The sequence below is a fragment of the Pseudobutyrivibrio ruminis AD2017 genome (assembly GCF_000424305.1).
Classification (GTDB): Bacteria; Bacillota; Clostridia; order Lachnospirales; family Lachnospiraceae; genus Pseudobutyrivibrio; species Pseudobutyrivibrio ruminis_B.
Map to the genome: position 1 here is coordinate 177,972 of NZ_AUJQ01000004.1, position 22,993 is coordinate 200,964.

The window sequence follows — 22,993 nt, forward strand, 5'->3', positions numbered from 1 at the left end:
CACTCCTATACTAATTATTGTGTTGATAAAAGTCTTTTACTACCTTAATTACTTTCTCTTGGTCTACTTCTTTAAGGCCATAGTATAGAGGTAGTCTAACAAGCCTCTCGCTTTCCTTTGTAGTATATACATCGTCCCCGTTAAATCTACCATACTTTTTTCCTGCTGGCGCAGAATGTAACGGAATATAATGAAATACCATTAGTACATCATTTTCTTTTGCATAACTTATCAATTCTGTTCTTTCAGTTAAATCTTTGCATTTCAGATAAAACATATGAGCATTATGTGTACATCCATCTGGTATAGTAGGACGTTCCACATAGCCAGCTTTTTCAAGCTCTTCAAACGACTCAAAATATTTGTTCCAAGATTTCATTCTATCATCAAAAATCTTTTTATACTGTTCTAGTTGAGCATATAAATAGGCTGCATTTAATTCTGATGGCAGATAAGACGAACCTGCCTCGACCCAGGTGTATTTATCAATCTGTCCTCTAAAAAATTTTGATCGATTAGTTCCTTTTTCTCTAATTATCTCAGCCTTTTCTATATCATCTGCATTCTTTATAAGCAAAGCTCCACCTTCGCCCATCGAATAATTCTTAGTTTCATGGAATGAATATGCACCAAAATCACCAATAGTTCCAAGCATTTGCCCATGATATGTACTAAAAATAGCTTGAGCAGCGTCTTCTACAACCTTTAAATTATATTTATTAGCCAAATGCATAATAACATCCATCTCGCATGAAACACCTGCATAATGTACAGGAACTATCGCTTTAGTCCGTTCTGTAATAGCTGCCTCAATTTTTGTTTCATCAATATTCATTGTGTCTGGTCGTATATCAACAAATACTACTTTGGCACCTCTGAGCACAAATGCGTCAGCCGTAGAAACAAACGTGTAAGAAGGCATTATAACTTCATCTCCAGGTTGTATTTCGCACAATAATGCTGCCATCTCTGTTGCATGAGTACATGAAGTTGTTAACAATACTTTTTCTGCACCAGTTTTTTCTTCTAACCAATTATTACATTTTTTAGTAAATTCTCCATCTCCACAAATTTTATGTTTCGATATTGCTTCAAAAATAAATTTTTCCTCCACCCCTATATAAGGCGGAATATTAAAAGGTATCATAGAACATTTTCCTCGTGTTTAATATATATATAATTTATATTTTTTATCTTATATCCTAGTTCCAAATGAGTCTTTAATGAATCGATATTATTCGATGAAACTCTAGCTTGTATTTTCTTTTTATTAGAATTTTTGGCTACTGCCATAGGGAAATATATAGTAGCCACTCCAAAGCCTTTATTGTTTGCATCAAATAACCCTGCTAGAAATGAATCCGCGTCACGTCCATTATTGGTGTCAAAAGAAATAGCAAAAAAACCTATTTTTTCACCATCCAAAGAAACAATATAAGGTGATGCATTTTTTGTATTCACCTCTTGCAAAAACCAATTTGCATATCTGTTTGCAGATTTTTCTACTGAGAAAAACGGATCTAAGGCTATTTTATCAGTTATAAAAATCCCTTTACGTATCATTTGTTCTATCTCATGTATTTCTTTATCACTAGCAGGATGACAATCCATGCTAGTAATAAATCTTTCAAGTATTGGGTCAAGCGACAATTGTTTCAAATTAGCCTCTAGCTCAAATTGACTTTCAGCATATAAAAAGCCTTCATTCTGAAGAGCATAACACATCTTCATCGAATTTACTGGGACTCTACAAACTTTATACTGAAAAATATCATTTCTAATATTTTCTAGTACAGTTTCAGCTCTATCACATGAATCTAAGCGATATTCAACCGCTGTCACACCAATATTCTGTCGTTCCCAAGGCATCTCTACTCTAATCATTTTCTATCCTCCAGCGACTATATTCAATTTATATTATAGCTATCCCCTAATACAATACTTTAAATCACACTATTTTCTAAAGAAATAATAATTTCACCTTATTAATGTATGCAAACATATAATCCCATATAAAATTTTCCACTATCAAGATTTACTTAATATTAAATCAATCATCGCACCTACATTTTTCATATTCATAATATCTCTCATTGCAAATTTCACATTAAATTCATCTTCAATAGCTGATATTATAGTTATATGCATCAAGCTATCCCAACCATCTATATCGCTAGCCATTGTCTTCTCCGATAATTCTATTTCTTCATCATCTAATATTTCTCTTACAAGTTCCTGTATTTTGTTTAAAACTTCATTTCTATTCACACCCTATACCTCTTATTTTCTTATAATTTTAATATACTTTGTTTTTCTATTATCATCGGATACTCTTTTTTCCCAAACAGTGTTTCCACTATCATCTTCAGATTTTTTTTCAAATCCTTGCTGCAAATAAAAGTCACGCACCATACCATTTTTCGATGTAGGATAATAATATCCATAAATATATTCTATCCCTTTATCCATACATGTAGCAATTAATTCGTCCATCATGGCTATTTCCATATCACGCTTTAATACTCTACAGCTCATTAACCACAATTCTATATGGAGTACTTTATCATCAATATGTCCAGCAACCACACTTACAACGCCATTATCACCGAATTTGTCACTCAATTTGCCATATAAAGTGATGTAATTTTCATTTTCTGCCATTTTTTGAATTTCAATCTGTGAACAACGTTTTGTCGTTAAATTAAATTGATTACTTTTATTTGTTAACTGTGCTATTCTTGAATAGTAAATATCTACAAAATGACCTATCTCTGCGACCATATCTAATGACTTCAAATAATCACCATAATCTGCAAAACACTCCCTTTGTTTGTTTCGCTTAATATTGGCAATATACATGTCATTTCTTTTAAAATCATCATCAGATAGTTTTGTTGTTTCAAAATATCCAGCTTCATCTAAAGTTTTTATGTATGATTCAATTTCACCAATTTCAGGGACTGAAACTCCCACCAAACTTTGTCGAATAATCTCACGCTCTGCCGGATTATCATCTACAAAAACAAATGACTCTGTTAACAAATTCAATTCATTAGCTTCTTCTACCAAATTTCTGTCTTTAGTATCCCAATTTGCCCTAAAAGATGCAAAATCATCATATTTCAGCACAGAATCTGGTCTTTCAAATCCTCCTCTTGCAACAGATTCATCATTCTTTGATATAACCGTCAAAAGTATCCCCTTATCTCTCTGTTCCTTCACATATTTTTGAAATTCTGCATAAGCTTGACCGAGCGAAGTCTCTTGACCTATTTCTATATTTTCTGCGCCATCATCACCAATAACCCCGCCCCATAATGTATTGTCTAAATCTAGTGCTAAAACTTTTTTATTCTTTCCTAATAAGGATTTTACGATTAAAGCTACGCCATACGATGTATACGGTATTGCATTAATGCACAAAGCATACTTATACATATCCCAATAAAATGGATTTGACCATTCCTTTAATCCATAATTTGATGATTCATAATTTATATCATGAATATAAAAATTTTCATGCTCACGACTATATTGATAAAAATGCTCATTTAATCGATTAACAAAATTTATTCTCCCCTGGAAATGACATGCGTCTTGATTTCCAAAATTTCTGTAAAATGGCAGTTCATTATTATTTTGAATAATAATACACCCATATTTATCTATTAAATGATCCCATAGCATTTTCATTCTATTATATTCAGCTTCAAGTTTGTCTTCTACTTGTTTATCTGAATCAATAACTTGAGGCCATTTACTGATATTCCTTGATGAAGTATGTATATATATTATCTCTGGCTCAAACTGAACAAGTTGAGGATTATCAAATAATCCATCTTCAAAATATTTATTATATTCAGATTCATAAAAAACTGGTTTTATTCCGAAATTTAACAGAAATATTTCCAATATGTTTTTTATTTCATCAGTTGTAGAGCCACCTAAAATTGCTATTCTTTTCTCAATAAAAACCCTAGATGAATCACTTAACAATTCCTTCTTAATTTTTACCTTTTTTCTTAATATCAATTCTGAATCGAATGGATAGTCCAATATATTCAACATATTGTATTTTACTCCGTCTGTTCCACTACTCTAATACTATTTTTACCAAAAAACTTTGCAACGCTTTCATTGACCCAGTATGTTTCATCATCTCTAATATCCGGATTTTGAAGAATCCAACTTCTCTCATAATCATTCGAGTTTACGCTAACCACTACATTTTCCTCAGCGGAAGTTTCTATCGCTTTAAATATATTTTTATAAAACTCAGATTCTTCTCTTACCATCTCTGCACTTTTTATTAAATATATATATGGCATTTTCACATCTAAATCATTGTCGTTAATGTAAAATTTTATATTTGTTACGCAAAAAACCAATGTAACAATTACTACGCTCAATATATTTCTTTTTACAATTTCTTTGCTTAATAATTCTATTTCTGATACATATGCCCCTAAATACAAGCCTCCAACTAGCACATAAGTCAAAATAGTAAAGTCTATAAAAAAATGAACCCTATTAGGCGTATAATCCGACATATAACCAAAGGTCACAGGAAAAACAACACCTACCAGCGATATCACACCAAATACCACAACCCAAAGGGGATTATATTTTCTTTTCAACTTTGAATTCATAACGCCAACACAAAACGTTACTATTAATAATATTATTGTAAATGGATTAGCTAATACCTCCATTAATCCTTCAATTATATTTTTTTCTGTGTAGTATATAACTTTGAATAAAGAAATTTCTCTATCCAACGATTCTTTTCGTGCAAAATTTCCTGGAGCGAAGACTGACACGCATCCTCCTATTATCATAGATACGAAGGGTACATATCTTTTATATATTTTTTTTTCGTCTGAAATAACGAGTATTATTAAAAAAAACAGCCCTAAAAAAATATCAAATTCATATACAGAGCATGCAATAAAGCCAACCAATGATGTGGTTATTATACTTAGCTTTGTAGATTCTCTTGAAAAAAAATTAATAATAACAATCTGATCGAGCATTAATAACATCACTGCCCATAAATAAGAATTACCGATAAACCAATAGAAAATCTCACTATATAATCTTTGGTTAAACAAGCTTAAACAAAATACAAGAAATATAAATACATATTCATTTTTTTCATCCCCTAATATATAAACACATATTTTATCTACATATCTTTTTAACAGCCATATAAATCCCCCAAAAGATACTATTAAAAAAATACCTATAGCATAGCTATATGCTTTTGCATACATAAGAGGGTTTAGTAAATACTCGATGAAAATTAATGGCCATTGCCCTCCCCATGTATTATAAAAATCTATAGTAGCTTTAATTACCTTAATAAAATAATTACCATTGATAGACAAATCTGATGCCATCGAAAAATCATCCGCTGATGGAACACTAAAAATAATCGTATTCAGCAATGGTAATATTATAATTAAAGTAATAACCAATGTACTTATATTCTTTTTTATTTGCTTTATCAAATAATCCCCTCCTTATCTATAAATAAATGTAAATATCCGTAAAATCAAGATTCCTAAGCTAATTGATTAAATATATAATTATAAAAATATAGTGTTAGCAATTTTATTATGCACTATAAGATATTATATAACTTTCTAAATAATACAACACTGGACATGTGCATATTATAGTCAATAATTATTGTCAAAATCAATAAATCAAATTACAATCACTCTTTCACTTTCTTTTGTAAGCAACATGTTCTAATCATACCACTAATGATAAGTCCCCATATCCATGTGTATATTTGTACTTTCGATATAGCCTCTGTTGAATAAAAAATATTAAATGCTAAAAAAGCAGGTACCAACAAATACTTAATTTCACTACTTACATTTTTATTAATAATCATTCTGAATGTATAGATTACCGTAAGGATTTTAAAAATATATATAAGACCAAATGAATACATTCCATAATCTCTTGCATAATCCAACCAAAGATTATAGCTAGTATTTATGCCATTTGCATTAATATAAAACCCTTTTCGATTGTTTTCTGTAAATAAATTTCTTACAGCTTCACCAATATTTTGGTATTTGTAACTATGTAAGATTCCACCATCTGCACCCCAGAAAGAATTATAATAAATGTTTCTGAGACCTCCTAAATTTACACGATACACCATAGTCAAAATCAGTATAAGCATTACAGACAATACTATGGTTACGATAGTGCTAATTATTGTATTACATTTTGTTTTAATAACCGTGTATGTCCATATAATTAATAATGCGAAAATTTCCAATACAAAAAAATAAGTATTGTAACGAGTATGTATTCTAATACTTGCTATTTGCACCAAAACATTTGCTATTATTATTAGGCAAGATACAAACTTGTTATTCTTAAAAGTCATCACTGCCCATATTAACGAAGCCGTTATCATAAAAAACATAACTTCTACTAAACGTCTATTCATCAAATCGGGATTATCTATAATATTCCCTAAAATAGTACCTTCTCTAGTATTCATAACACAGTAAATAGCACTAGATAGCGCATACACTGCCATGGGGATACTCATAGAGGCATATACAAGCTTTACCGACTTTTCATAGGTTTCAAAAGTATTTACCAATAGCACTCCTAGCAAATAGGCTACAACAGGTGACAAAATCTTACTAACATCAACAGTATCAGAATTACCTATGAAGTAAAATCCATAGTAAATTCCAACAACAAGTCCCAATGCTAAAAAAAACACTGCAAAATCAAATTGTACTTTACCGCATTTATAGGCTAAATAAATAACAATAACCGCTCCTACCAAACAGAACATGCTAATTGGTATAATCTCGGCTATTAGGCAATAAATCCCTAACAATGTGATTACTATATAACTGATATTATTTAAAAAACTATGTTCAGTGTGCATATATAAATCTGCGACCTTTCTATTGCTTGAGTATACTTTTTATTAGTCTTAGTTTATTAATAAAGCTTTGGGCTTTATCATTGGTAAAATCTAAATCAGCAGTTGATATTTCATTAAGATAACTTGTAAATAGATAATTATCTTTAGCAGTCATGCTATATGATGACATTATACCCTTTTTCAAAAACAAGTATCTCATTAGTGCTTGGTAGCTATGTATTGTTTGTTCTGTAAAAAAATATGTATCCTTATCCTTAAAATACTTACGATAAAAATTATATCCTATTGCATTTTCAATAAGGTGTCTTATTTCAGAGCCGCCCTGCCACATACCTTTTTCATGTATTCTATAAACAGATACAACATCATCAAAGGCATATAAAGGCCCCTTTTCCAAATGAAGAATTCGTCTGAAATCTTCTCCACGGAGTGCACATTCTTCAAATGTACCTACAGCATTTTTATAGCAATCCGGCAAGCCATTAATAAAAATGGTATTTCTAACCATTATTGCTGATGTATGTATGAATGGCATTGTTGCATTAACATAACTATCAAAATCGTAGCTATTATTCATGTACTTCTTTTCTACAACATAATCTGCCAGCTCTCCATTGCGAAGAAATCTTGTATTTCCTGCACAAAGCATGTATTCACGATGTGAATCCAAAAAATCTACTTGTTTTTGAATTCTATTATCATCACACCAATAATCATCTCCATCTAGAAATGTAAAATATTCGCACTGCAGGCCATCAAATATTCTATTTGAATTGCTAAGAGAACCACTATTCTTCTCAGCTAGCGCAAGCTCAAATTTTTCTGGATACTTTTCTTTATATTCCTTTAAAATATCTATAGTTCCATCAGTCGAACAATCATCTGCAACAATAATCTTATATTCATATTCCGTTTTTTGCGCTAGCACACTATCCAATGCCTGTCTTATATAATCCTTTAAATTATATGTTGTGATGCATACACAAACCTTAATCATGATTTCTCCTCAATATCCTGTTTATTATCCCAATTGAATATTTAAATTCATCCGTCATACCAAACATAATCAATATTATAACTATAGAGAATAAAACAGCACACATTCCTTTTATTATAAATGTGATAAAAATATTCACAAAAAATATTTTATTTATAAGTACAACACTAAGCAATACAGCAATCAAAAAACTTAGTAACATTTTCACCCAAAGAATGAAATATCCTTTTTTGCTTACCATGAGTTTTTTATCGTATAATAAAATAGATTTTAATGTTATCTGAATTAGTTGTGTCGAAATTGTTCCCAAAAAAATTCCAGCCATTCCGACAATTCTACCAAGCACAATTGAAATTATCAAATTTACTATACTTCCAATTATCCCTATATACTTATCAAAACTAAATAGCCCTGACACCTCCATATATTGCCACAATGGATCACAACAAATCTCTAAATATATATTAGCTATTGCTATTATGATGACATAATATTCTAAGATATATTTTTCGCCAAAAACGATTGCAACAAAGTCACTCGAAATTGCAAGTAAACCAGCTGAAACCACAATAGCATACATATAATAAATAAAAGTTGTTTTCTTCAAAACATCTGAACAGTGTTCTCCATCTTCTGTCACCATTAAATTTCCAACACTACCTCTAATTCCATTGGAAATTTGTCCAGTAAACATTCTTACACCCGTAAATAACATGGTGTAATTACTATATAGACCAACTTTAATTGTACTAACTAATTTAGAAATAAGAATGTTATCTGTTGAGCTTGTTACAACACCAGATAGTTTCTTTAAAAAAATATCCTTGATATCTTTAAATATTACACTCATTTCTTCCTTAGACATTGTATCTCTATAATCTAAAAAAGGATATGCGCGACTCACATATATACTAGCAACAATATTGATAAGCATTGACTGTGCAATTAATAAGCACAGGTACAATATATAATTATGAGTCAATAACAAGGCTATAATAATTGTGACTGTGCAAATAACTTTTACAACTAATGTTATTATTGATAATATATACTGCTTTTGATCAGCTGTTAGTAAAGATGTTCTGTATGAAAAAAAATAAGAAACTGCTGAATTAAAAACAAACAGTAAAAAAATCTTTCGTATATACGATACAGGAAAATCTACATCTGTAACCAATAACTCTACAAAAGGGGTAATACAAATTCCGACTACTAGTACAACCATTCCAATTGTATTATATGTTTTTTTGTACAATGTCATCAGCTGATTAATACGTTTTTTATCGTTCTGCTCAATAGGCAAATACAAATGATATATTATAGCCATACCTACGCCTAACTCAGCTAACGATAATACTGTTATTATTTCGGTGAATAAACCATTTAAACCTAAATAATCTTCACCTAAAGTCCTAAGGAAAAATACTCTTGTCACAAATGACAACAATACTGTTCCCACTGTGACAGCTATTCCCACCGAGGTATTTCTAATACTGTTAATTGTTCGACTATTCTTCATTATTTATTTCCCATGTGGTATATATATTTGTTCGTCCACCAAACCCTTCTTTCTGTGATATTAATCCATAGTTCAATATCCTACCATTATCTTCTGTGGATATACCAAAATCAAGCCACTCTTTATTTCCAGAGTATTTATCAATTACTGTTTTAATTACTAGGTCTAATGCGCCAATTTGTCTTGCTTCTTCATTGGCAGCCATATACTGTGTATGGACAACATTCTCATACTCAAAAATAATAGTACCCGCTATCATTTCTCCATCTTTTAATGCTGCAAACAAATGTATATTATTTGGAAATAAATCATGCAAATAGTTAATCTCATTAGCCGAATGAACCGCATTAGTATTGTGATGTTCTTGTAACACAGCATTTTCTAAATCAATAAATTTTGCATATGCATCAACATCTGTTAATATCTCGACATCTACTCCTTCACGTTTTGCTCTAGAAATTTGAGCTTTTCTACCTTTTGGCATCTTCAAAGGAGCTTTTAAATTCACGACAGTAGAGGCTTCTATTTTAAATATAGTGGCATTATTTATATAAAGCGCATATTTATCTTCTTCTGCAGGCTGACTATGATAAAAATGTGGAATAGTTTTATAAATTATTTTTTTTATTTCTTCTTTTTTTGAATATTCCTTTAAAGCATCAAAACAATCTAACATAGTATGCTGCTTCATTTTATCATTTGTAATAAAACCGCCATATGTTAATCCGCCATGAGATATTAATTCATTTTCTCTCTGTGACATCGGTAAGAGTGCCACTAAAGTCTCATCATCATAAAACATTAATGAATGGTCTTGAAATCTATCTGAATGATACTCCATATAATTGCGATTAAACATAAATAGGCTATTTTTGCTATTGTTATTAAAATCGTTCCACTCTTCTTTTTTCTCTGCCGAATATCTTACTATACTTATCATTCTAACCTCTCTGATTACTATACCCACGTATTTATAGCATCTATCACATAATTTATTTCTTCATCTGTCATACCATAGTACATAGGTAAGCTAAGCTCAGTTTCACTTATAATTTCCGCATTAGGGAAATCCCCTTTATGATATCCCAAATTCTTATAACATTCCTGTAAATGTACCGGAATAGGATAATGTTTATTTGTTCCTATCCCCTTATTGTTAAGATATCGTTCTAACCCTTTTCTATCCTCAGTTCTAATACCGAATATATGCCATACTGGATTTGCATAGTCTGGAATAAAAGGTTTTATTACTTTAGGATTAGTAATACCTTCCAAATATTTATTCGCTATATTTCTACGTGCTTCGTTCATTCTATCTAAATGGTTGAGCTTAACTAATAAAAATGCTGCCTGCATTTCATCAAGTCTTGAGTTATTTCCTACATATATATGATGGTATTTATAATCCGAACCATAATTGCCAAACGCTCTAACTTTTTTTGCTGTTTCTTCGTTAGAGCAAACAGTTGCACCGGCATCACCAAGTGCACCTAAATTTTTTCCTGGATAAAAGCTGAACCCTGCTACATTCCCAAATGAACCTATCTTTTTTCCTTTATAAGTTGCTCCATGAGCCTGTGCACAATCCTCTATAATAAACAAGTTGTGCTTTTTTGCAATTTCTACTATAGGATCCATATCGCATGGTTGCCCATATAAATGTACTGGCATAATCGCCTTAGTTCTATCTGTAATAGCATTTTCTATCAAAACTGGATTAATATTAAATGTTTTTAAATCTGGATCTACTAGTACTGGTGTTGCCCCAGTATATGTAACTGCTAATGCCGTTGCAATAAATGTATTAGCAGGAACTATTACTTCATCACCTACACCTATTCCTAACGCCTTAAGTGCCAGCATTAAAGCATCTAAACCATTTCCAACGCCTATACAATATTTTGTTCCACAATATTCTGCAAAAGCTTTTTCAAATTGTTCATCCTCGACGCCTTCTATATACCAACTTCTAGTATATACACGCTCAAAAGCAGCTCTTAAATCTTTATCTAATTCTTTTTCCATTGGTTTAAAGCTTACAAATGGTATTTTCATTTTATTTCACCTTTCTAAGTTCAATATCTTTTATTTCAATATTTCCATTATACACAATTTTAATACCCATTATCTTTTCACCCCAACCGCCACATAATTCCTCATCATCAACTTTTATATGCTCAAGTAATTCCAACTCTTTGTCATTTAGTTCATATGTATCATTATTTTTTACTGAATAAATAGATATTATACCTTTTCCTTTCACATTTGCTTTATATTCCAAGCCACCAGTAGGAATACCACAGTGCAAGTAAAAAGCCTCTCCTTCAATTTTTAATGTTGGTGTTTTTTCATCTAGGACCTCACAGTTTCCTTGGTATCCATCAGAATTCTTTGGCATATTCTTTACATCAGGCAAATATTCACTAATCGAATTCTCAAAATTTGGATTATATACTAAATTTCCATCCTCAATTATCTTATCAAAACAAAGACCATAGGCCTCTTTTTTGTAATCACGCTGATTCCTGCTCTATCACAAAAATTCAATATTTCATTCAAGAACACTCTTTCAGAGTAAGTATCGAGAGAATCTATTACTTCACTGTGTATAATGCCATTAGAATTATCATGACGCAGCTATTCTATAAAATCATAGAATTCTGGTTCAGCCTCATACATTTGCTCAGGATTCGTCAAATTAGAGTTATCATCATACACATTTTTTGTCCATCTTGTCTCGACGGATAAAATGTATCATGTGTAAACAAATAACCATTATTCCGAAGACAGTCCGTCCAACTTCTATTTTCCCCCGTTATTGAGGACTTAAATCTTGCTAAATAATTATATAAAACTTTATTCTCTAGATTATAGTAATACCGTCTATCTTTTTCATAGACAAAAGGACTGTGCGGATTACCAGGATAAGACCATGTACAAAAAGAAAAATCCTTATTATAATTATCTTTAAAACATGCATCCGTTATTGCAATATATCTTTCCCATATTTCGTGGTTCGCAGATGTTTTAGCTCCTGTAAATATACCCCCGGTATAACATTCCTTCTTTTCATTATATCTTCCAAATGATTTACCTTTGGTACCTAAATACCTATTAGATAAGTAATCTAATGTATCCAGAAGACCTGTATTATCTCTATATATACTATATCTATTTCTAAGTTCTTGACATTCGGCATCTGTAAGCTCACACTATTTTTTGCCCCACATTAGAAAAACTACAATTAAAATCCTCCTCAACCTCATTAGGAAAAGGATAATCCTTATAAGTAACAGCTACCACGTCATCAATTCTATAACCAAAAACATTTCTACCATCGCCTCTATCAGCACGCATTTCATCATTAGATGGAAAAACACGCTGATTTCCTTCGATTTTATAAGGATCCTGTCCATTTATCATAGGGTCCATAAATATATAATTTTCATGCTTCCAACAATGATTACCTATCTCATTTCCTGTTCAATAAGATAATCTATTTTAGAAATATATTTAATATCAAATATTTCTTCTTTAGGAATTGTGTTATAGGTATCATACGCATTATGCGAAGCAAATATAGGCACTACCATCATAAAATCGCTATCTCTAAAATCATCAAACCCAATAGCTAAATATTTATCATTACTATTCCTATTGTCATATTCTATTTTATTAAAAGTTGGCTCGTCATCATATTTACATTCAATAATGAAATTCGTCCAGCTTCCATACAATTTTGTTTTTATTCTATACTTAAATACTATCGCAAATATCCCCAATAATATAATTCCTAGGATAAATAATATTACTTTAATCGATTTTTTTGATAAATTTAAGGAATTCATCATAATCTCTTATATAATCCTTTTCATCATATAGCTCTGAGGCCAAAACCATCAAGACAGCATCTGGGGAAAAATCAAACATTTCCCTCCACATGTTATTTGCGACATAAAGTCCCTCGTATGGTTTCTCTAATGGAACTACTTTCTTTTCAATACCATTATCTAACCTTATCTTGCAACTACCATGTATACAAATTAAAATCTGTTCTAAACTCTTGTGTGCGTGATGACCTCGCACTACACCTTCTCCCGTATCATACATGTAATACACTCTTTTTATCTTAAACGGAATATCTTTGAACTCTTCCAATGCTACAAGTTGTCCTCTTTCATCACCATGTGGCTGAAACATATATTTTACTACTTGCATTTACTACCTCCGCTTTTCATATAATGAATTATTTTTTTTATTATAGAATACATATGTATTCTATAAAAGAATAAACGCACTCTAATTCCTGCCGATACACAACAATCCTCTGAAGCTAATAATTGTTCAAGAGCCAAATCGTATTTATTATCCATACAAGCTATAAAATTTCGATTCCAGTAATTGATCATACCATTATCTACATACTCTTTATATTCTTCTAGCATTTTCTTTTCGCTTTGAGCAAATCTCAAAAATCTAGCTTCTTCCTCTTGTCCTGCGGAAAAATGGCTTGCCGACTCATCTAAAAATCTATAGCCTACAAGAGGTTTGTCAAGATACCCTATACTTGCTCCCTTAGCCGCTAGACGTAACCAATATTCCCAGTCTTCAAAACACAAATCCTCTCGGAATAGACCATATTTATCAAACGTTCCTTTTCTAAATAAAACAGTTGGTGCAGCAATATAAGATGAATCATATAAATAATTTAGAATATCGTTCCCACTTGGGGGTATCTTTCTGTAAAACAATTCATAATTATTATTTAATGGCCATTTTGATTGCTCGTTTATTCTATAGGCATTTGCGAATACAATTTCATCGTTATTTTGCTCCAAATATTCGACTAGTGAGCTTATTGCATTGGGCAATAGCAAATCATCCGAAGCTATTGACTTTATATAATCTCCCGTTGTTTTTTTTACCAACTCGTTCATGTTACGAGATATACCTAAGTTATTCTCATTCCTATAGATAACACAAGCATTAAAACGATCTTCATTTTCTTTGACCCATTTCTGAGCTTTTTCATATGTTTTATCTGACGAAACATCATCCCCTATAATAAGTTCTATATTTTCATAATCTTGGTCTTTTATACTCTCAAGACAATCAATAATATATTCCTCATGGTTATATGTGGGAACTATAATACTAACCTTTTTTTCATTCATTATGCTAAATCCCTTCCAAGATTCGCTTTATCTTTTAATAATGCTAATTCATAATCACCTTTATCTTCAAGTTCCACACGTGCTCTTATCATTCCCCAATAGAACAATCCAAAAATAAGGAATTCTCTATGGGCAAAACCATTAGGCTCTAATGTGTAATATAAATGCAGATACAAGAAAGACGGTATTACCAAATACTTAAGATTAGTTTTTGATTTTATCATCAACAAAAACGCATCTATAAATGTAAGCAGCTTAAACATTAGTAATAATACTAATATAAACACACCATATTTATCACCATATTCCAACCACATATTATGTGACCCTTCAGGGCTGGCGTAATCAAATCCTCCAAGCAGATTATCTGGTATTGCTTTTATTACCGCCACCAAGAAATCATATCGTTGATTATGGAATACACTTCCACCACCTACTAAATATGAGTTCTTATACATTTTATACAGACCAAAAATGTTAAGCCTAAATAATATCAATAATACTATTATAGTTACAATTGCTGTTAGCAAAGCCTTGATAACTTTGGATTTCTGTGTTTTATCAAATGATTTCCATCTTCCAATTAATAAGACAAATATAAACATAGGTATCTGAATGATTGTATATGTAAGACTATATCTACCCTCATTCATAACCATAGCAAAAACTATATATGCATCTAATGCAACTATTATCCAAGCCTTTTTATTATTCTTCATAATCAACATTAAGGCAAATACTAGCGAGCTGATTATAAATACATAATTATATTCATGGGTTGTTCTGGAATAAAATTCTCCATTCCACAGATTGAAGAGATATTCTGTCTCGTATAAATGTAAGATTTTTCCTCTCACAACCTCTCCAATGCCTAACGTTATCATTCCTGCAGACATACAAAAATAATTTCTATAGAAATTATTATCTGCCATAGCTTTGTCTTTACCAACAGCAAGTTTACCGATAATGTATGGCCATACTAATATCCACGCATATGGTACTTCATAATCTATCCAGTTACGGCTATTATGAAATCCTATCAAGAAAAAGGCTGTAAAAATCAAAAGCATCTTCAAATCTATTTCTACATGACCATATATAAACAAACCTGTGATGGCCATAATAGAAATGATTATTCCAAGAGCTTTCAGCTGTGTGTATTGAATTCCTGTGTAGTAAAATCCCAGAATGAATAGCAGGGATGCAAGCACCACCTGCCATATTTTTGCTAAGGATTCTCTGTTAATAATTGTCTTATTCATTCAACATGATTCCTCTATATTAGAATTGGAAATAGATAAATTCTTGTCCACCAATATCCATTGAAAAAATTATAAATAACAAACAGCCCCAATATAGCACATATCGAACTACAAAGTGTTTGTTTGATACCCATTCTACCAATACGTTGTTTTTTGTCTTTATAATGCTTGATATAACTAATACAGCTGTTGCTCCTACAAGCATAAATGCATTTCTCATATCAAGACCTAACGCCCAGATATCCACTTTTAATGTGGCAAGATTCTTTAGATAAAACGAATTTTTAAGTACTACAAATGCCTCTGTTATACTATTTGCTCTAAAGAATACCCAAGCAATATCAGCCAAAACAAAAGTAACTATAATCTTAAGTATATACAGTACTTTACTATCTTCCGATATATGTAATGTAGTTCTAACCTTATTTCTAACAGGCATTAATATTTCGCCTATTATCTGATACATACCGTGAATCAGTCCCCAGGCTATGTAAGTAAACGCCGCACCATGCCATAATCCACTTACAAAAAAGGTTATCATAATATTAATATACTTTCTAACTCTGCCTTTTCTATTACCACCAAGAGGTATATATAGGTAGTCTCTTAACCAGCTACTAAGTGATATATGCCATCTTCTCCAGAAGTCTTTTATAGATGTAGCAAAATATGGGCAATCAAAATTATCCATCAAATTATATCCTAATACCCTGGCAGAACCTTTTGCAATGATAGAATAGCTCATAAAATCACAATATATCTGAAGTGCAAACAGCACACTGGCAAGCACAAGCTGATATCCAAAATATCCATACACATTGTTATAAACCACGTTAACCAAAACTGCTGCTCTATCGGCTATAACAAGCTTTAAGAAAAATCCCCAAAGCATTGTGAGAAGTCCTGATCTAACACGTTCATATTCAAACTCTCCTGGTGTAGAAAGCTGTTTTAGAAGATTCTTTGAACGTTCAATAGGCCCTGCCACAAGCTGTGGAAAGAAAGATACGAACAGTGCATATCTAAAAAAATTTTTCTCTGCATATATTTCGTCTCTATAAACATCCATTGTATAACTAAGAGACTGAAATACAAAGAATGAAATACCAACAGGTAATACAATATCTACAGTAGGTATAGTAACCGCAACATGTAGCTTCGCAAATATTCTATCTAATGTATCTATTGCAAAATTAGTATATTTGTAATAGAAGAGCATGCCAACGTTTAATATAAAACTACCTGCTACAACCCAGTTTTTAAGTTTACGCTCTTTTATTGCATCATATTTCTTTCCTTTGATGTTCTCCATTAAAAGACCGCTAGTATATGTAATTAATGTGGAAGCCATCAATAACAAAATATATTTAGGATTCCAACACATATAGAAATAATAACTTATTATTAAGAGCCAATAATTTCTGATTTTCTTTGGAATAGCAAAATACACTAATGTAACTACCGGAAAGAATATCAAAAATTGTGCCGAATTAAATAACATATATATCCTCTTTCTTTACTCAACAGTTATGTAATCTGAAAATTCATCTATATCTTTGACATATGCAATGTCTTTTATTCCTACCAACTGTTGATTTGAATTATCTATTATAAATGCACTTACACCTTCTGCAAGATAATTCCATCTATATTTTTTACCATTGAAGGTTACCATAGCACTTGTGCCTTCATCTTTTATTTCATACTCTATTTCATCATCATGAATAGAAGGGCTAGCATCATACAAATTATTACTTATACCGCTATCATCTACCATTGACTTCAATAGAATATCATTAGGCTTTAGGAACTGCATATTAAACTTATCTATTTGTCCCACAGAATCATGCAGCAATATTGTATAATTCTTATTTTTCATAAACTGGAACAAATACTGGGGTGCATTTTCTGTTGTCAGATAGTCATCAACCCCAAGCATTTGATTTTTTGTATATTTCTCGTTAAAGAGATTAACATATCTATTTTTTATAGTTGTAGTAAATACAAGAGCTCCATCATTATTTAAGTGTATTTCATCTGCAAATTTACTATTTAAGTATTTCTTATCAATCCAGTCAAATGATACATTATCATATCTTGTTATAAACTGATTATAATAATCATATACAGCTTTTTTGTATTTATCTGTCATTATAGTATTACCTGGTAATGGTGGCTTTACTATATGTACAGCTATATTATTATCTACACACAGTTTTATAGTCTTCTCAAAATACTCTCCATACATTGGCTCTATCAAAAAATCATCGTATACTCGATTTTGCGTTGTCTGGAATTCTGTTTTGCCTACTCCTACTACTCGCCCTCTATGCAACTCGGCCTCATCATATCCCTTAACATTCGCTTCATATCTGTTTTGCCCAATTGAATTTGTGAAGAATGTAATATATTTGCTTGGAAAATATATCTGATTTAACAATAAATCACTTATAGCATTCTTATGATAAAACATATCTGTTTCATCTGTTCTTCCTCTATTAACAATCTCCAGATTATCCATTAATTTAAACCTGTGCGATGGAACAATCATATTCCAAAATGCTTCCGTATTTTTAAAATGAGAATCATGATACGAAAGAAATACATCTGTTGGCGCCTCATTATTTTCCAAATAATCCTTCAGCACAAGATAGCCCTCTACTGTAGAACTACCTCCAACTGATAAATTAATTGTATTGTCAGAAAGGATTTCTGGTATGTATGCTGAATTAGAAGATGAATCGCCTATTATAACAACATTATAATATTTATCTTTTTCTGCATGAGCAAAATCCTTGTTCCAAAAACTATAAGCAAAATCGATATTACTGTAATACATCCTATATGAATAAAAGAATATTGACATTCCCCATAAAGGAACTGTTACCAATATGCATTTACATACTAATTTAAATATAACCTTCATCAATCTTTCCCTGTTATTATCTTTTGCTCCTCCCCCTGGTTTTCAAAATATCCCTCTTCTACAATTTGTTCTGTGTAGTTATTTGTCACCATATAATAGTTATCAGTTTTTTCTAATGTGTAGTCAAACCCCTCTATCCACTCATTTATATAATCCAAATCATATTCTGTTTTGATATCTTGATCAACAGCCAAATATCTCGCAAGTGAAAGTGTATTATCCGAAAAAACATCAGGATACATTTCCTTAATCTTTCTTGTAAATAAAAGTGCTCCATGATTATTCATATGGTTAGAATCCTTAAACTGGTCTATATCATATAGTTGTACTGGCCAACTAAAATCCACATTTGAATAGCCACTGGCTAAATTGGCATAGTAATCATTAATCTGCCTAATATACTCATCTGTATAAAACGTGTTTGATGGTGTAGGCATTTTTACAATATGAAGCTGTATACTGTTTTTAGCACAAAGCTGTATCAATCTTATATAATACTGTTCCTGTAACTTACTAACTGTATACTCTTTATATCCAATGTCTCCTTCGGGAACATAGACCTCATTTGATATACTACAATGTCTACCTATTCTTGCAGTAGTCTCATTATATGTTTTAGTATTTACTACTTTTCTGTTTTCCTCTAGACCCTTTATTACGGAATACATATATTTGCTAGGCATCCATAATTTATACATTATCACATCCGACCAATAGCTTTCAGATGTAAGTTCAGCTAAAGAGGCATCTGCATACTCCAGTATTGCTTTATATATTTCGTAATTTTGTTTTAATGATAATTTATGAACATAATTGCTATTTTTCCACGTAAAATCGTCCTGTGCTAAATGATAATCTGCGAAACTAATAAAGACATCTTTTGGAGCTTTATTATTATTAAGATAATTTTCTAAAGTGTAGTAATTTTCAACTACACCTGTACCTGCCAAAGCCAAATCTATTGTTGAGTCTGATAATAGTTCTGGCAAATATGCAGAATTTGCAATAGAATCTCCTAATATTACAGTGCTATAATATTTCCTGTTTTCATTATGCGTAAAATCATTATTCCATAACAAGCCCAAACTATCTTCATTAACAAAATTAAGTATTGATAGCTTACAATAAATACACATGATCCAAACAGGTATTAGCACCATAATGCATTTTGAAAAAAGCTTCGCCCATTTTTTTATATTTTTGTTCATAATCTAAATTCCTGATTATTATTTATAGTATTTTCCCTAGTAAATATGTTTTTTTCAATATCCATGTAATAATTGAACCTAAAGTGACACTAATAATAACCCATCCAATAGATTCCATTATCGCTGTGCTGAAATGAATATTAAGGTATCTATTATAATACAGCAATCCCTTTAATACTGGATCCAACAAATACACTCCAAATGTAAGCTTACCAAATGATACTATAACATAATCTAATGTTTCTTTATGATTTTGTCTTTCCTGTCTCTGTGTTACTAGATATTTGACTAATATAAACGCATAGATAGCAACCACATAATCAAAATCATAATGCTGTATTATGTCGTTACCATATCCATCCACCCTACCTTCTCTGTATGTCAGAACACAGGTTACAAGTATCGACATAACTGTTATCAGTGTCAAGTTTAACAGCTCTACTATTTTAACCTGTTTTATATCTAAACAATTATCCAAATAATGTCCCATTAATGGGAAAAATATGGCATTTGTGACGGCTAATGGCACTGTAATACTATCTGCAAGTGTAATAGGTGCCAAATTGTAATGAGCTAAAAAAACATTAAAACATGGCACAAATGATACCAATAAAAAGTGAAGGGTAAGTATCACATAAAAATCCGCCCTTTTCATATGAATAGCTATTCTTTGTAACAACGGCAACATAAACAAAAAGCAAATATAAGTATATATATACCAATATGAATATGTTTCTTCTATGGAATTTGCTGCCAGGCCATATATAAAATCCTTAAAATTTGCTTCATAACTAGGGTCATAAAACAAATCTAATTTACAATACTCTAAATATACTATTATTTCAAACAACAATAAAACTGCTATAAATCTAAATATCTTCTTCCAATAATCTTTATTGGTGTATTCATAATTCTTTTTTAACAATAATGCACCTGATATCATCAAAAAAATAGGTACATTAGCACGTGTAACAGCACTACCAGCCATGTATATCCATCTGGTAACTCCTTCCTCACGCATATATGCTGTATAACCGTGCAAATGGTTATACAGCACTAATATAATCGCTATTACCCTAAGTAAATCTAAATGAACCTTTCTCTTACTCATTTACGCTCCCCACACCTATTAAGATATGAAAAATACGCCACACATACTGGCAATGAATAAATAATAGGGAATGCATATCTAGATGCATACTGAATAACAGGTGCTAACAATATAATAAATATACTAAATATTAATGGTGTTGCCACGATTAAGAATCTTCTGGTTTTTCTATTCTTGAATGCTAATACTACCATAGCAAGTAATAATAATGTCGGAACAGCTGGATGCGCCATCATTCCCACTACTGGCGATGAATACCAGAAATTATTCCAAAAATATGCAAACTCCTGAGCTCCATCAAAAGCAGCTGAATCTTTAAATCCATGGTTATCCTTAAGCGGAGCCATTCTATCTTCATGTCCTATAAAGAACTGATTATAAACCACATTGTTTTCTTCAAAAGGATATATGAGGTAAAAGTTTTGGTTAAGGAATGCAGCAATGTATGTGTCTGGATATTTAAAGAACATCTTCATCCATGTAATTAAATATTTCTTTAAATCAGCTTTTGAAATATCCTCGTAATACAATCCCTTTACAGGATCCGCAATATATGGCTCATAAAAATGAACAAGCTCATCATACTCTATCACATTGTTGATGGCTTCCTTTTCTTCATCAGTCATAACAGCATCATACTTCTTAACAGTACGTGCAATCTGTTGTGCAGGAAGGGATAAAGCTTCTGTAAATGGACCATTTTTCATTCCTGTAGCTGCTTTTAATCCCGATTCCAGGCAATTGCTACACACTATTGTAATAAGCACGATTGCAATGATCCTGGTCGCGTAAGCCTTGTTTATCCTCTTTCTTTTTATAAATGCCACTATAGTAAATATAAGAATAGTTGGATAAAGTACGTATGCCCCATTATGTCTAAGTAATAAAGTTCCTGCTATTGCAATTACAGTCAATACTATATGTCTTCTACTTTTGATATATTCATCTATATCCAATAAACCATATATTATTTCCACAATCAGCAAAAGATTTGCCAATGCAAATAATCCATCTTTCAATGGCACATTAACTCTGTTTGCATAATATGGGGACAGAACACACATAATTAAATACAAGTATGTTATCCATTTCTGCACATCAAGCTTTTTGATTAGTGAAAACGAATATGTGATTACTGATACATATACCGCAAATTGAAATAACACTATTATATATAATCCTGCACTTGCATTACCTAATGCACCGCATATTCGGGTTAATATTCCAACTGTAAGTGTTGTTACTGCAGGATGATGTGCTGTCAAATCGCCATATCCATAATACTGAAATAACTGTGCCCATGTATCAGAATTCATAAATGCTGGGTAGCATATAACAGCAGGAACAATCCATGCCATAACTAGTATTAAGGCAATTGTTAAGTAGTAGTTCTTTTTTAATAACTTATCTAAGAAATTTTCATCTGCTAATACTGGTTTATTTATAAAATAATAGAATAATGCTATTAAAATATAGACTAAATAAAACCCTCCTGCCAAAAATATTAATGATTTTATCATTTGTCCATAAGAAGCAGTAAGATTTACAAACGAATCATCAATGACAAATGATTGTCCTAATAACCATACTGAAGATACTATAAAGCTAAATATACCTACAGCTATCTTACATGGCACATCACTAATATATTTTCTTGTTCCAATATAGTAAAACACTATAAATAAGATAGTAGCCTCAAAAGATTTGTTATCCATGCTAGAAAACAAATCATCGAATACAGCCGCTATTGCTGTCGAATATTCTTTGCCTGACGAATGTATCCCAAAGCTCATGGTCAGCATCAATGATGCCATGAATGCTCCTACAAGGCACACTATAGGTTTTACTTTTAATAACTTATCTTGCAT

General features: G+C 31.2%; 21 protein-coding genes. All 21 read right to left on the bottom strand.

Annotation, left to right across the window (positions count from 1 at the left end):
- Positions 1-10: 10 nt before the first annotated feature.
- Entirely contained in the window at positions 11-1,147 is a 1,137-nt protein-coding gene (gene rffA / locus G611_RS0102610; protein WP_028242285.1) for a dTDP-4-amino-4,6-dideoxygalactose transaminase, read from the bottom strand.
- Entirely contained in the window at positions 1,144-1,884 is a 741-nt protein-coding gene (locus tag G611_RS0102615; RefSeq protein WP_028242286.1) for a GNAT family N-acetyltransferase, read from the bottom strand. Before G611_RS0102615 ends, rffA begins: the two co-directional genes overlap by 4 nt.
- A gap of 144 nt (positions 1,885-2,028) precedes the next feature.
- Positions 2,029-2,268 (bottom strand): acyl carrier protein, encoded by a 240-nt coding sequence (locus G611_RS0102620; RefSeq protein ID WP_028242287.1) that lies wholly within the window; start codon positions 2,266-2,268, stop codon positions 2,029-2,031.
- A 12-nt stretch (positions 2,269-2,280) separates the two neighbouring features.
- Positions 2,281-4,068: an HAD-IIIC family phosphatase gene (locus G611_RS0102625; protein ID WP_028242288.1), complete on the bottom strand. Its 1,788-nt coding sequence runs from the start codon at positions 4,066-4,068 to the stop codon at positions 2,281-2,283.
- 8 nt (positions 4,069-4,076) lie between these two features.
- On the bottom strand, positions 4,077-5,510 hold the full coding sequence (locus G611_RS0102630; RefSeq protein WP_028242289.1) for a DUF6056 family protein: 1,434 nt from the start codon (positions 5,508-5,510) through the stop codon (positions 4,077-4,079).
- Positions 5,511-5,719: 209 nt separating this feature from the next.
- Complete coding sequence (locus G611_RS0102635; RefSeq protein ID WP_155942227.1) at positions 5,720-6,823, bottom strand: hypothetical protein; 1,104 nt, start codon at positions 6,821-6,823, stop codon at positions 5,720-5,722.
- 124 nt (positions 6,824-6,947) lie between these two features.
- Positions 6,948-7,925: a glycosyltransferase family 2 protein gene (locus G611_RS0102640; protein WP_028242291.1), complete on the bottom strand. Its 978-nt coding sequence runs from the start codon at positions 7,923-7,925 to the stop codon at positions 6,948-6,950.
- A complete protein-coding gene (locus tag G611_RS0102645; protein ID WP_036947869.1) occupies positions 7,918-9,444 on the bottom strand; it encodes a lipopolysaccharide biosynthesis protein in 1,527 nt (508 codons plus the stop codon). The genes G611_RS0102640 and G611_RS0102645 overlap by 8 nt, the downstream gene beginning before the upstream one ends.
- Positions 9,434-10,384: a GNAT family N-acetyltransferase gene (locus tag G611_RS0102650; protein WP_028242293.1), complete on the bottom strand. Its 951-nt coding sequence runs from the start codon at positions 10,382-10,384 to the stop codon at positions 9,434-9,436. The genes G611_RS0102645 and G611_RS0102650 overlap by 11 nt, the downstream gene beginning before the upstream one ends.
- A gap of 17 nt (positions 10,385-10,401) precedes the next feature.
- On the bottom strand, positions 10,402-11,499 hold the full coding sequence (locus tag G611_RS0102655) for a DegT/DnrJ/EryC1/StrS family aminotransferase (protein ID WP_028242294.1): 1,098 nt from the start codon (positions 11,497-11,499) through the stop codon (positions 10,402-10,404).
- Position 11,500: 1 nt separating this feature from the next.
- Complete coding sequence (locus G611_RS0102660) at positions 11,501-11,842, bottom strand: hypothetical protein (RefSeq protein WP_155942228.1); 342 nt, start codon at positions 11,840-11,842, stop codon at positions 11,501-11,503.
- 809 nt (positions 11,843-12,651) lie between these two features.
- On the bottom strand, positions 12,652-12,867 hold the full coding sequence (locus tag G611_RS0102665; protein WP_196801527.1) for a hypothetical protein: 216 nt from the start codon (positions 12,865-12,867) through the stop codon (positions 12,652-12,654).
- A 44-nt stretch (positions 12,868-12,911) separates the two neighbouring features.
- Positions 12,912-13,292 carry a hypothetical protein gene (locus tag G611_RS0102670; RefSeq protein WP_028242297.1) on the bottom strand — a complete coding sequence of 127 codons (381 nt, stop codon included), beginning with the start codon at positions 13,290-13,292 and terminating at the stop codon, positions 12,912-12,914.
- Complete coding sequence (locus G611_RS0102675; protein ID WP_028242298.1) at positions 13,258-13,662, bottom strand: sugar 3,4-ketoisomerase; 405 nt, start codon at positions 13,660-13,662, stop codon at positions 13,258-13,260. Before G611_RS0102675 ends, G611_RS0102670 begins: the two co-directional genes overlap by 35 nt.
- On the bottom strand, positions 13,653-14,618 hold the full coding sequence (locus tag G611_RS15095) for a glycosyltransferase family 2 protein (RefSeq protein WP_028242299.1): 966 nt from the start codon (positions 14,616-14,618) through the stop codon (positions 13,653-13,655). The genes G611_RS0102675 and G611_RS15095 overlap by 10 nt, the downstream gene beginning before the upstream one ends.
- Positions 14,618-15,880 carry a hypothetical protein gene (locus G611_RS0102685; protein ID WP_028242300.1) on the bottom strand — a complete coding sequence of 421 codons (1,263 nt, stop codon included), beginning with the start codon at positions 15,878-15,880 and terminating at the stop codon, positions 14,618-14,620. The genes G611_RS15095 and G611_RS0102685 overlap by 1 nt, the downstream gene beginning before the upstream one ends.
- Positions 15,881-15,899: 19 nt before the next feature.
- Positions 15,900-17,381 carry an MBOAT family O-acyltransferase gene (locus tag G611_RS0102690; RefSeq protein ID WP_028242301.1) on the bottom strand — a complete coding sequence of 494 codons (1,482 nt, stop codon included), beginning with the start codon at positions 17,379-17,381 and terminating at the stop codon, positions 15,900-15,902.
- A 15-nt stretch (positions 17,382-17,396) separates the two neighbouring features.
- Positions 17,397-18,719 carry a hypothetical protein gene (locus G611_RS0102695; RefSeq protein WP_155942229.1) on the bottom strand — a complete coding sequence of 441 codons (1,323 nt, stop codon included), beginning with the start codon at positions 18,717-18,719 and terminating at the stop codon, positions 17,397-17,399.
- An 86-nt stretch (positions 18,720-18,805) separates the two neighbouring features.
- Positions 18,806-20,014, bottom strand: a complete 1,209-nt coding sequence (locus G611_RS0102700; RefSeq protein WP_028242303.1) for a hypothetical protein — start codon at positions 20,012-20,014, stop codon at positions 18,806-18,808.
- A gap of 22 nt (positions 20,015-20,036) precedes the next feature.
- Positions 20,037-21,125, bottom strand: coding sequence for an acyltransferase (locus tag G611_RS0102705; RefSeq protein WP_028242304.1), 1,089 nt, complete (start codon positions 21,123-21,125; stop codon positions 20,037-20,039).
- On the bottom strand, positions 21,122-22,993 hold the full coding sequence (locus G611_RS0102710; protein ID WP_028242305.1) for a DUF6020 family protein: 1,872 nt from the start codon (positions 22,991-22,993) through the stop codon (positions 21,122-21,124). Before G611_RS0102710 ends, G611_RS0102705 begins: the two co-directional genes overlap by 4 nt.

What these genes read in the sequence shown, in the direction of transcription:
- rffA (WP_028242285.1), bottom strand. Translation starts at nt 1,147, where the DNA reads ATGATACCTTTTAATATTCCGCCTTATATAGGGGTGGAGGAAAAATTT.
- G611_RS0102615 (WP_028242286.1), bottom strand. Translation starts at nt 1,884, where the DNA reads ATGATTAGAGTAGAGATGCCTTGGGAACGACAGAATATTGGTGTGACA.
- G611_RS0102625 (WP_028242288.1), bottom strand. Translation starts at nt 4,068, where the DNA reads ATGTTGAATATATTGGACTATCCATTCGATTCAGAATTGATATTAAGA.
- G611_RS0102640 (WP_028242291.1), bottom strand. Translation starts at nt 7,925, where the DNA reads ATGATTAAGGTTTGTGTATGCATCACAACATATAATTTAAAGGATTAT.
- G611_RS0102645 (WP_036947869.1), bottom strand. Translation starts at nt 9,444, where the DNA reads ATGAAGAATAGTCGAACAATTAACAGTATTAGAAATACCTCGGTGGGA.
- G611_RS0102650 (WP_028242293.1), bottom strand. Translation starts at nt 10,384, where the DNA reads ATGATAAGTATAGTAAGATATTCGGCAGAGAAAAAAGAAGAGTGGAAC.
- G611_RS0102655 (WP_028242294.1), bottom strand. Translation starts at nt 11,499, where the DNA reads ATGAAAATACCATTTGTAAGCTTTAAACCAATGGAAAAAGAATTAGAT.
- G611_RS0102660 (WP_155942228.1), bottom strand. Translation starts at nt 11,842, where the DNA reads ATGCCAAAGAATTCTGATGGATACCAAGGAAACTGTGAGGTCCTAGAT.
- G611_RS0102665 (WP_196801527.1), bottom strand. Translation starts at nt 12,867, where the DNA reads ATGATAAATGGACAGGATCCTTATAAAATCGAAGGAAATCAGCGTGTT.
- G611_RS0102670 (WP_028242297.1), bottom strand. Translation starts at nt 13,292, where the DNA reads ATGAATTCCTTAAATTTATCAAAAAAATCGATTAAAGTAATATTATTT.
- G611_RS0102675 (WP_028242298.1), bottom strand. Translation starts at nt 13,662, where the DNA reads ATGCAAGTAGTAAAATATATGTTTCAGCCACATGGTGATGAAAGAGGA.
- G611_RS15095 (WP_028242299.1), bottom strand. Translation starts at nt 14,618, where the DNA reads ATGAATGAAAAAAAGGTTAGTATTATAGTTCCCACATATAACCATGAG.
- G611_RS0102685 (WP_028242300.1), bottom strand. Translation starts at nt 15,880, where the DNA reads ATGAATAAGACAATTATTAACAGAGAATCCTTAGCAAAAATATGGCAG.
- G611_RS0102690 (WP_028242301.1), bottom strand. Translation starts at nt 17,381, where the DNA reads ATGTTATTTAATTCGGCACAATTTTTGATATTCTTTCCGGTAGTTACA.
- G611_RS0102695 (WP_155942229.1), bottom strand. Translation starts at nt 18,719, where the DNA reads ATGTATTACAGTAATATCGATTTTGCTTATAGTTTTTGGAACAAGGAT.
- G611_RS0102700 (WP_028242303.1), bottom strand. Translation starts at nt 20,014, where the DNA reads ATGAACAAAAATATAAAAAAATGGGCGAAGCTTTTTTCAAAATGCATT.
- G611_RS0102705 (WP_028242304.1), bottom strand. Translation starts at nt 21,125, where the DNA reads ATGAGTAAGAGAAAGGTTCATTTAGATTTACTTAGGGTAATAGCGATT.
- G611_RS0102710 (WP_028242305.1), bottom strand. Translation starts at nt 22,993, where the DNA reads ATGCAAGATAAGTTATTAAAAGTAAAACCTATAGTGTGCCTTGTAGGA.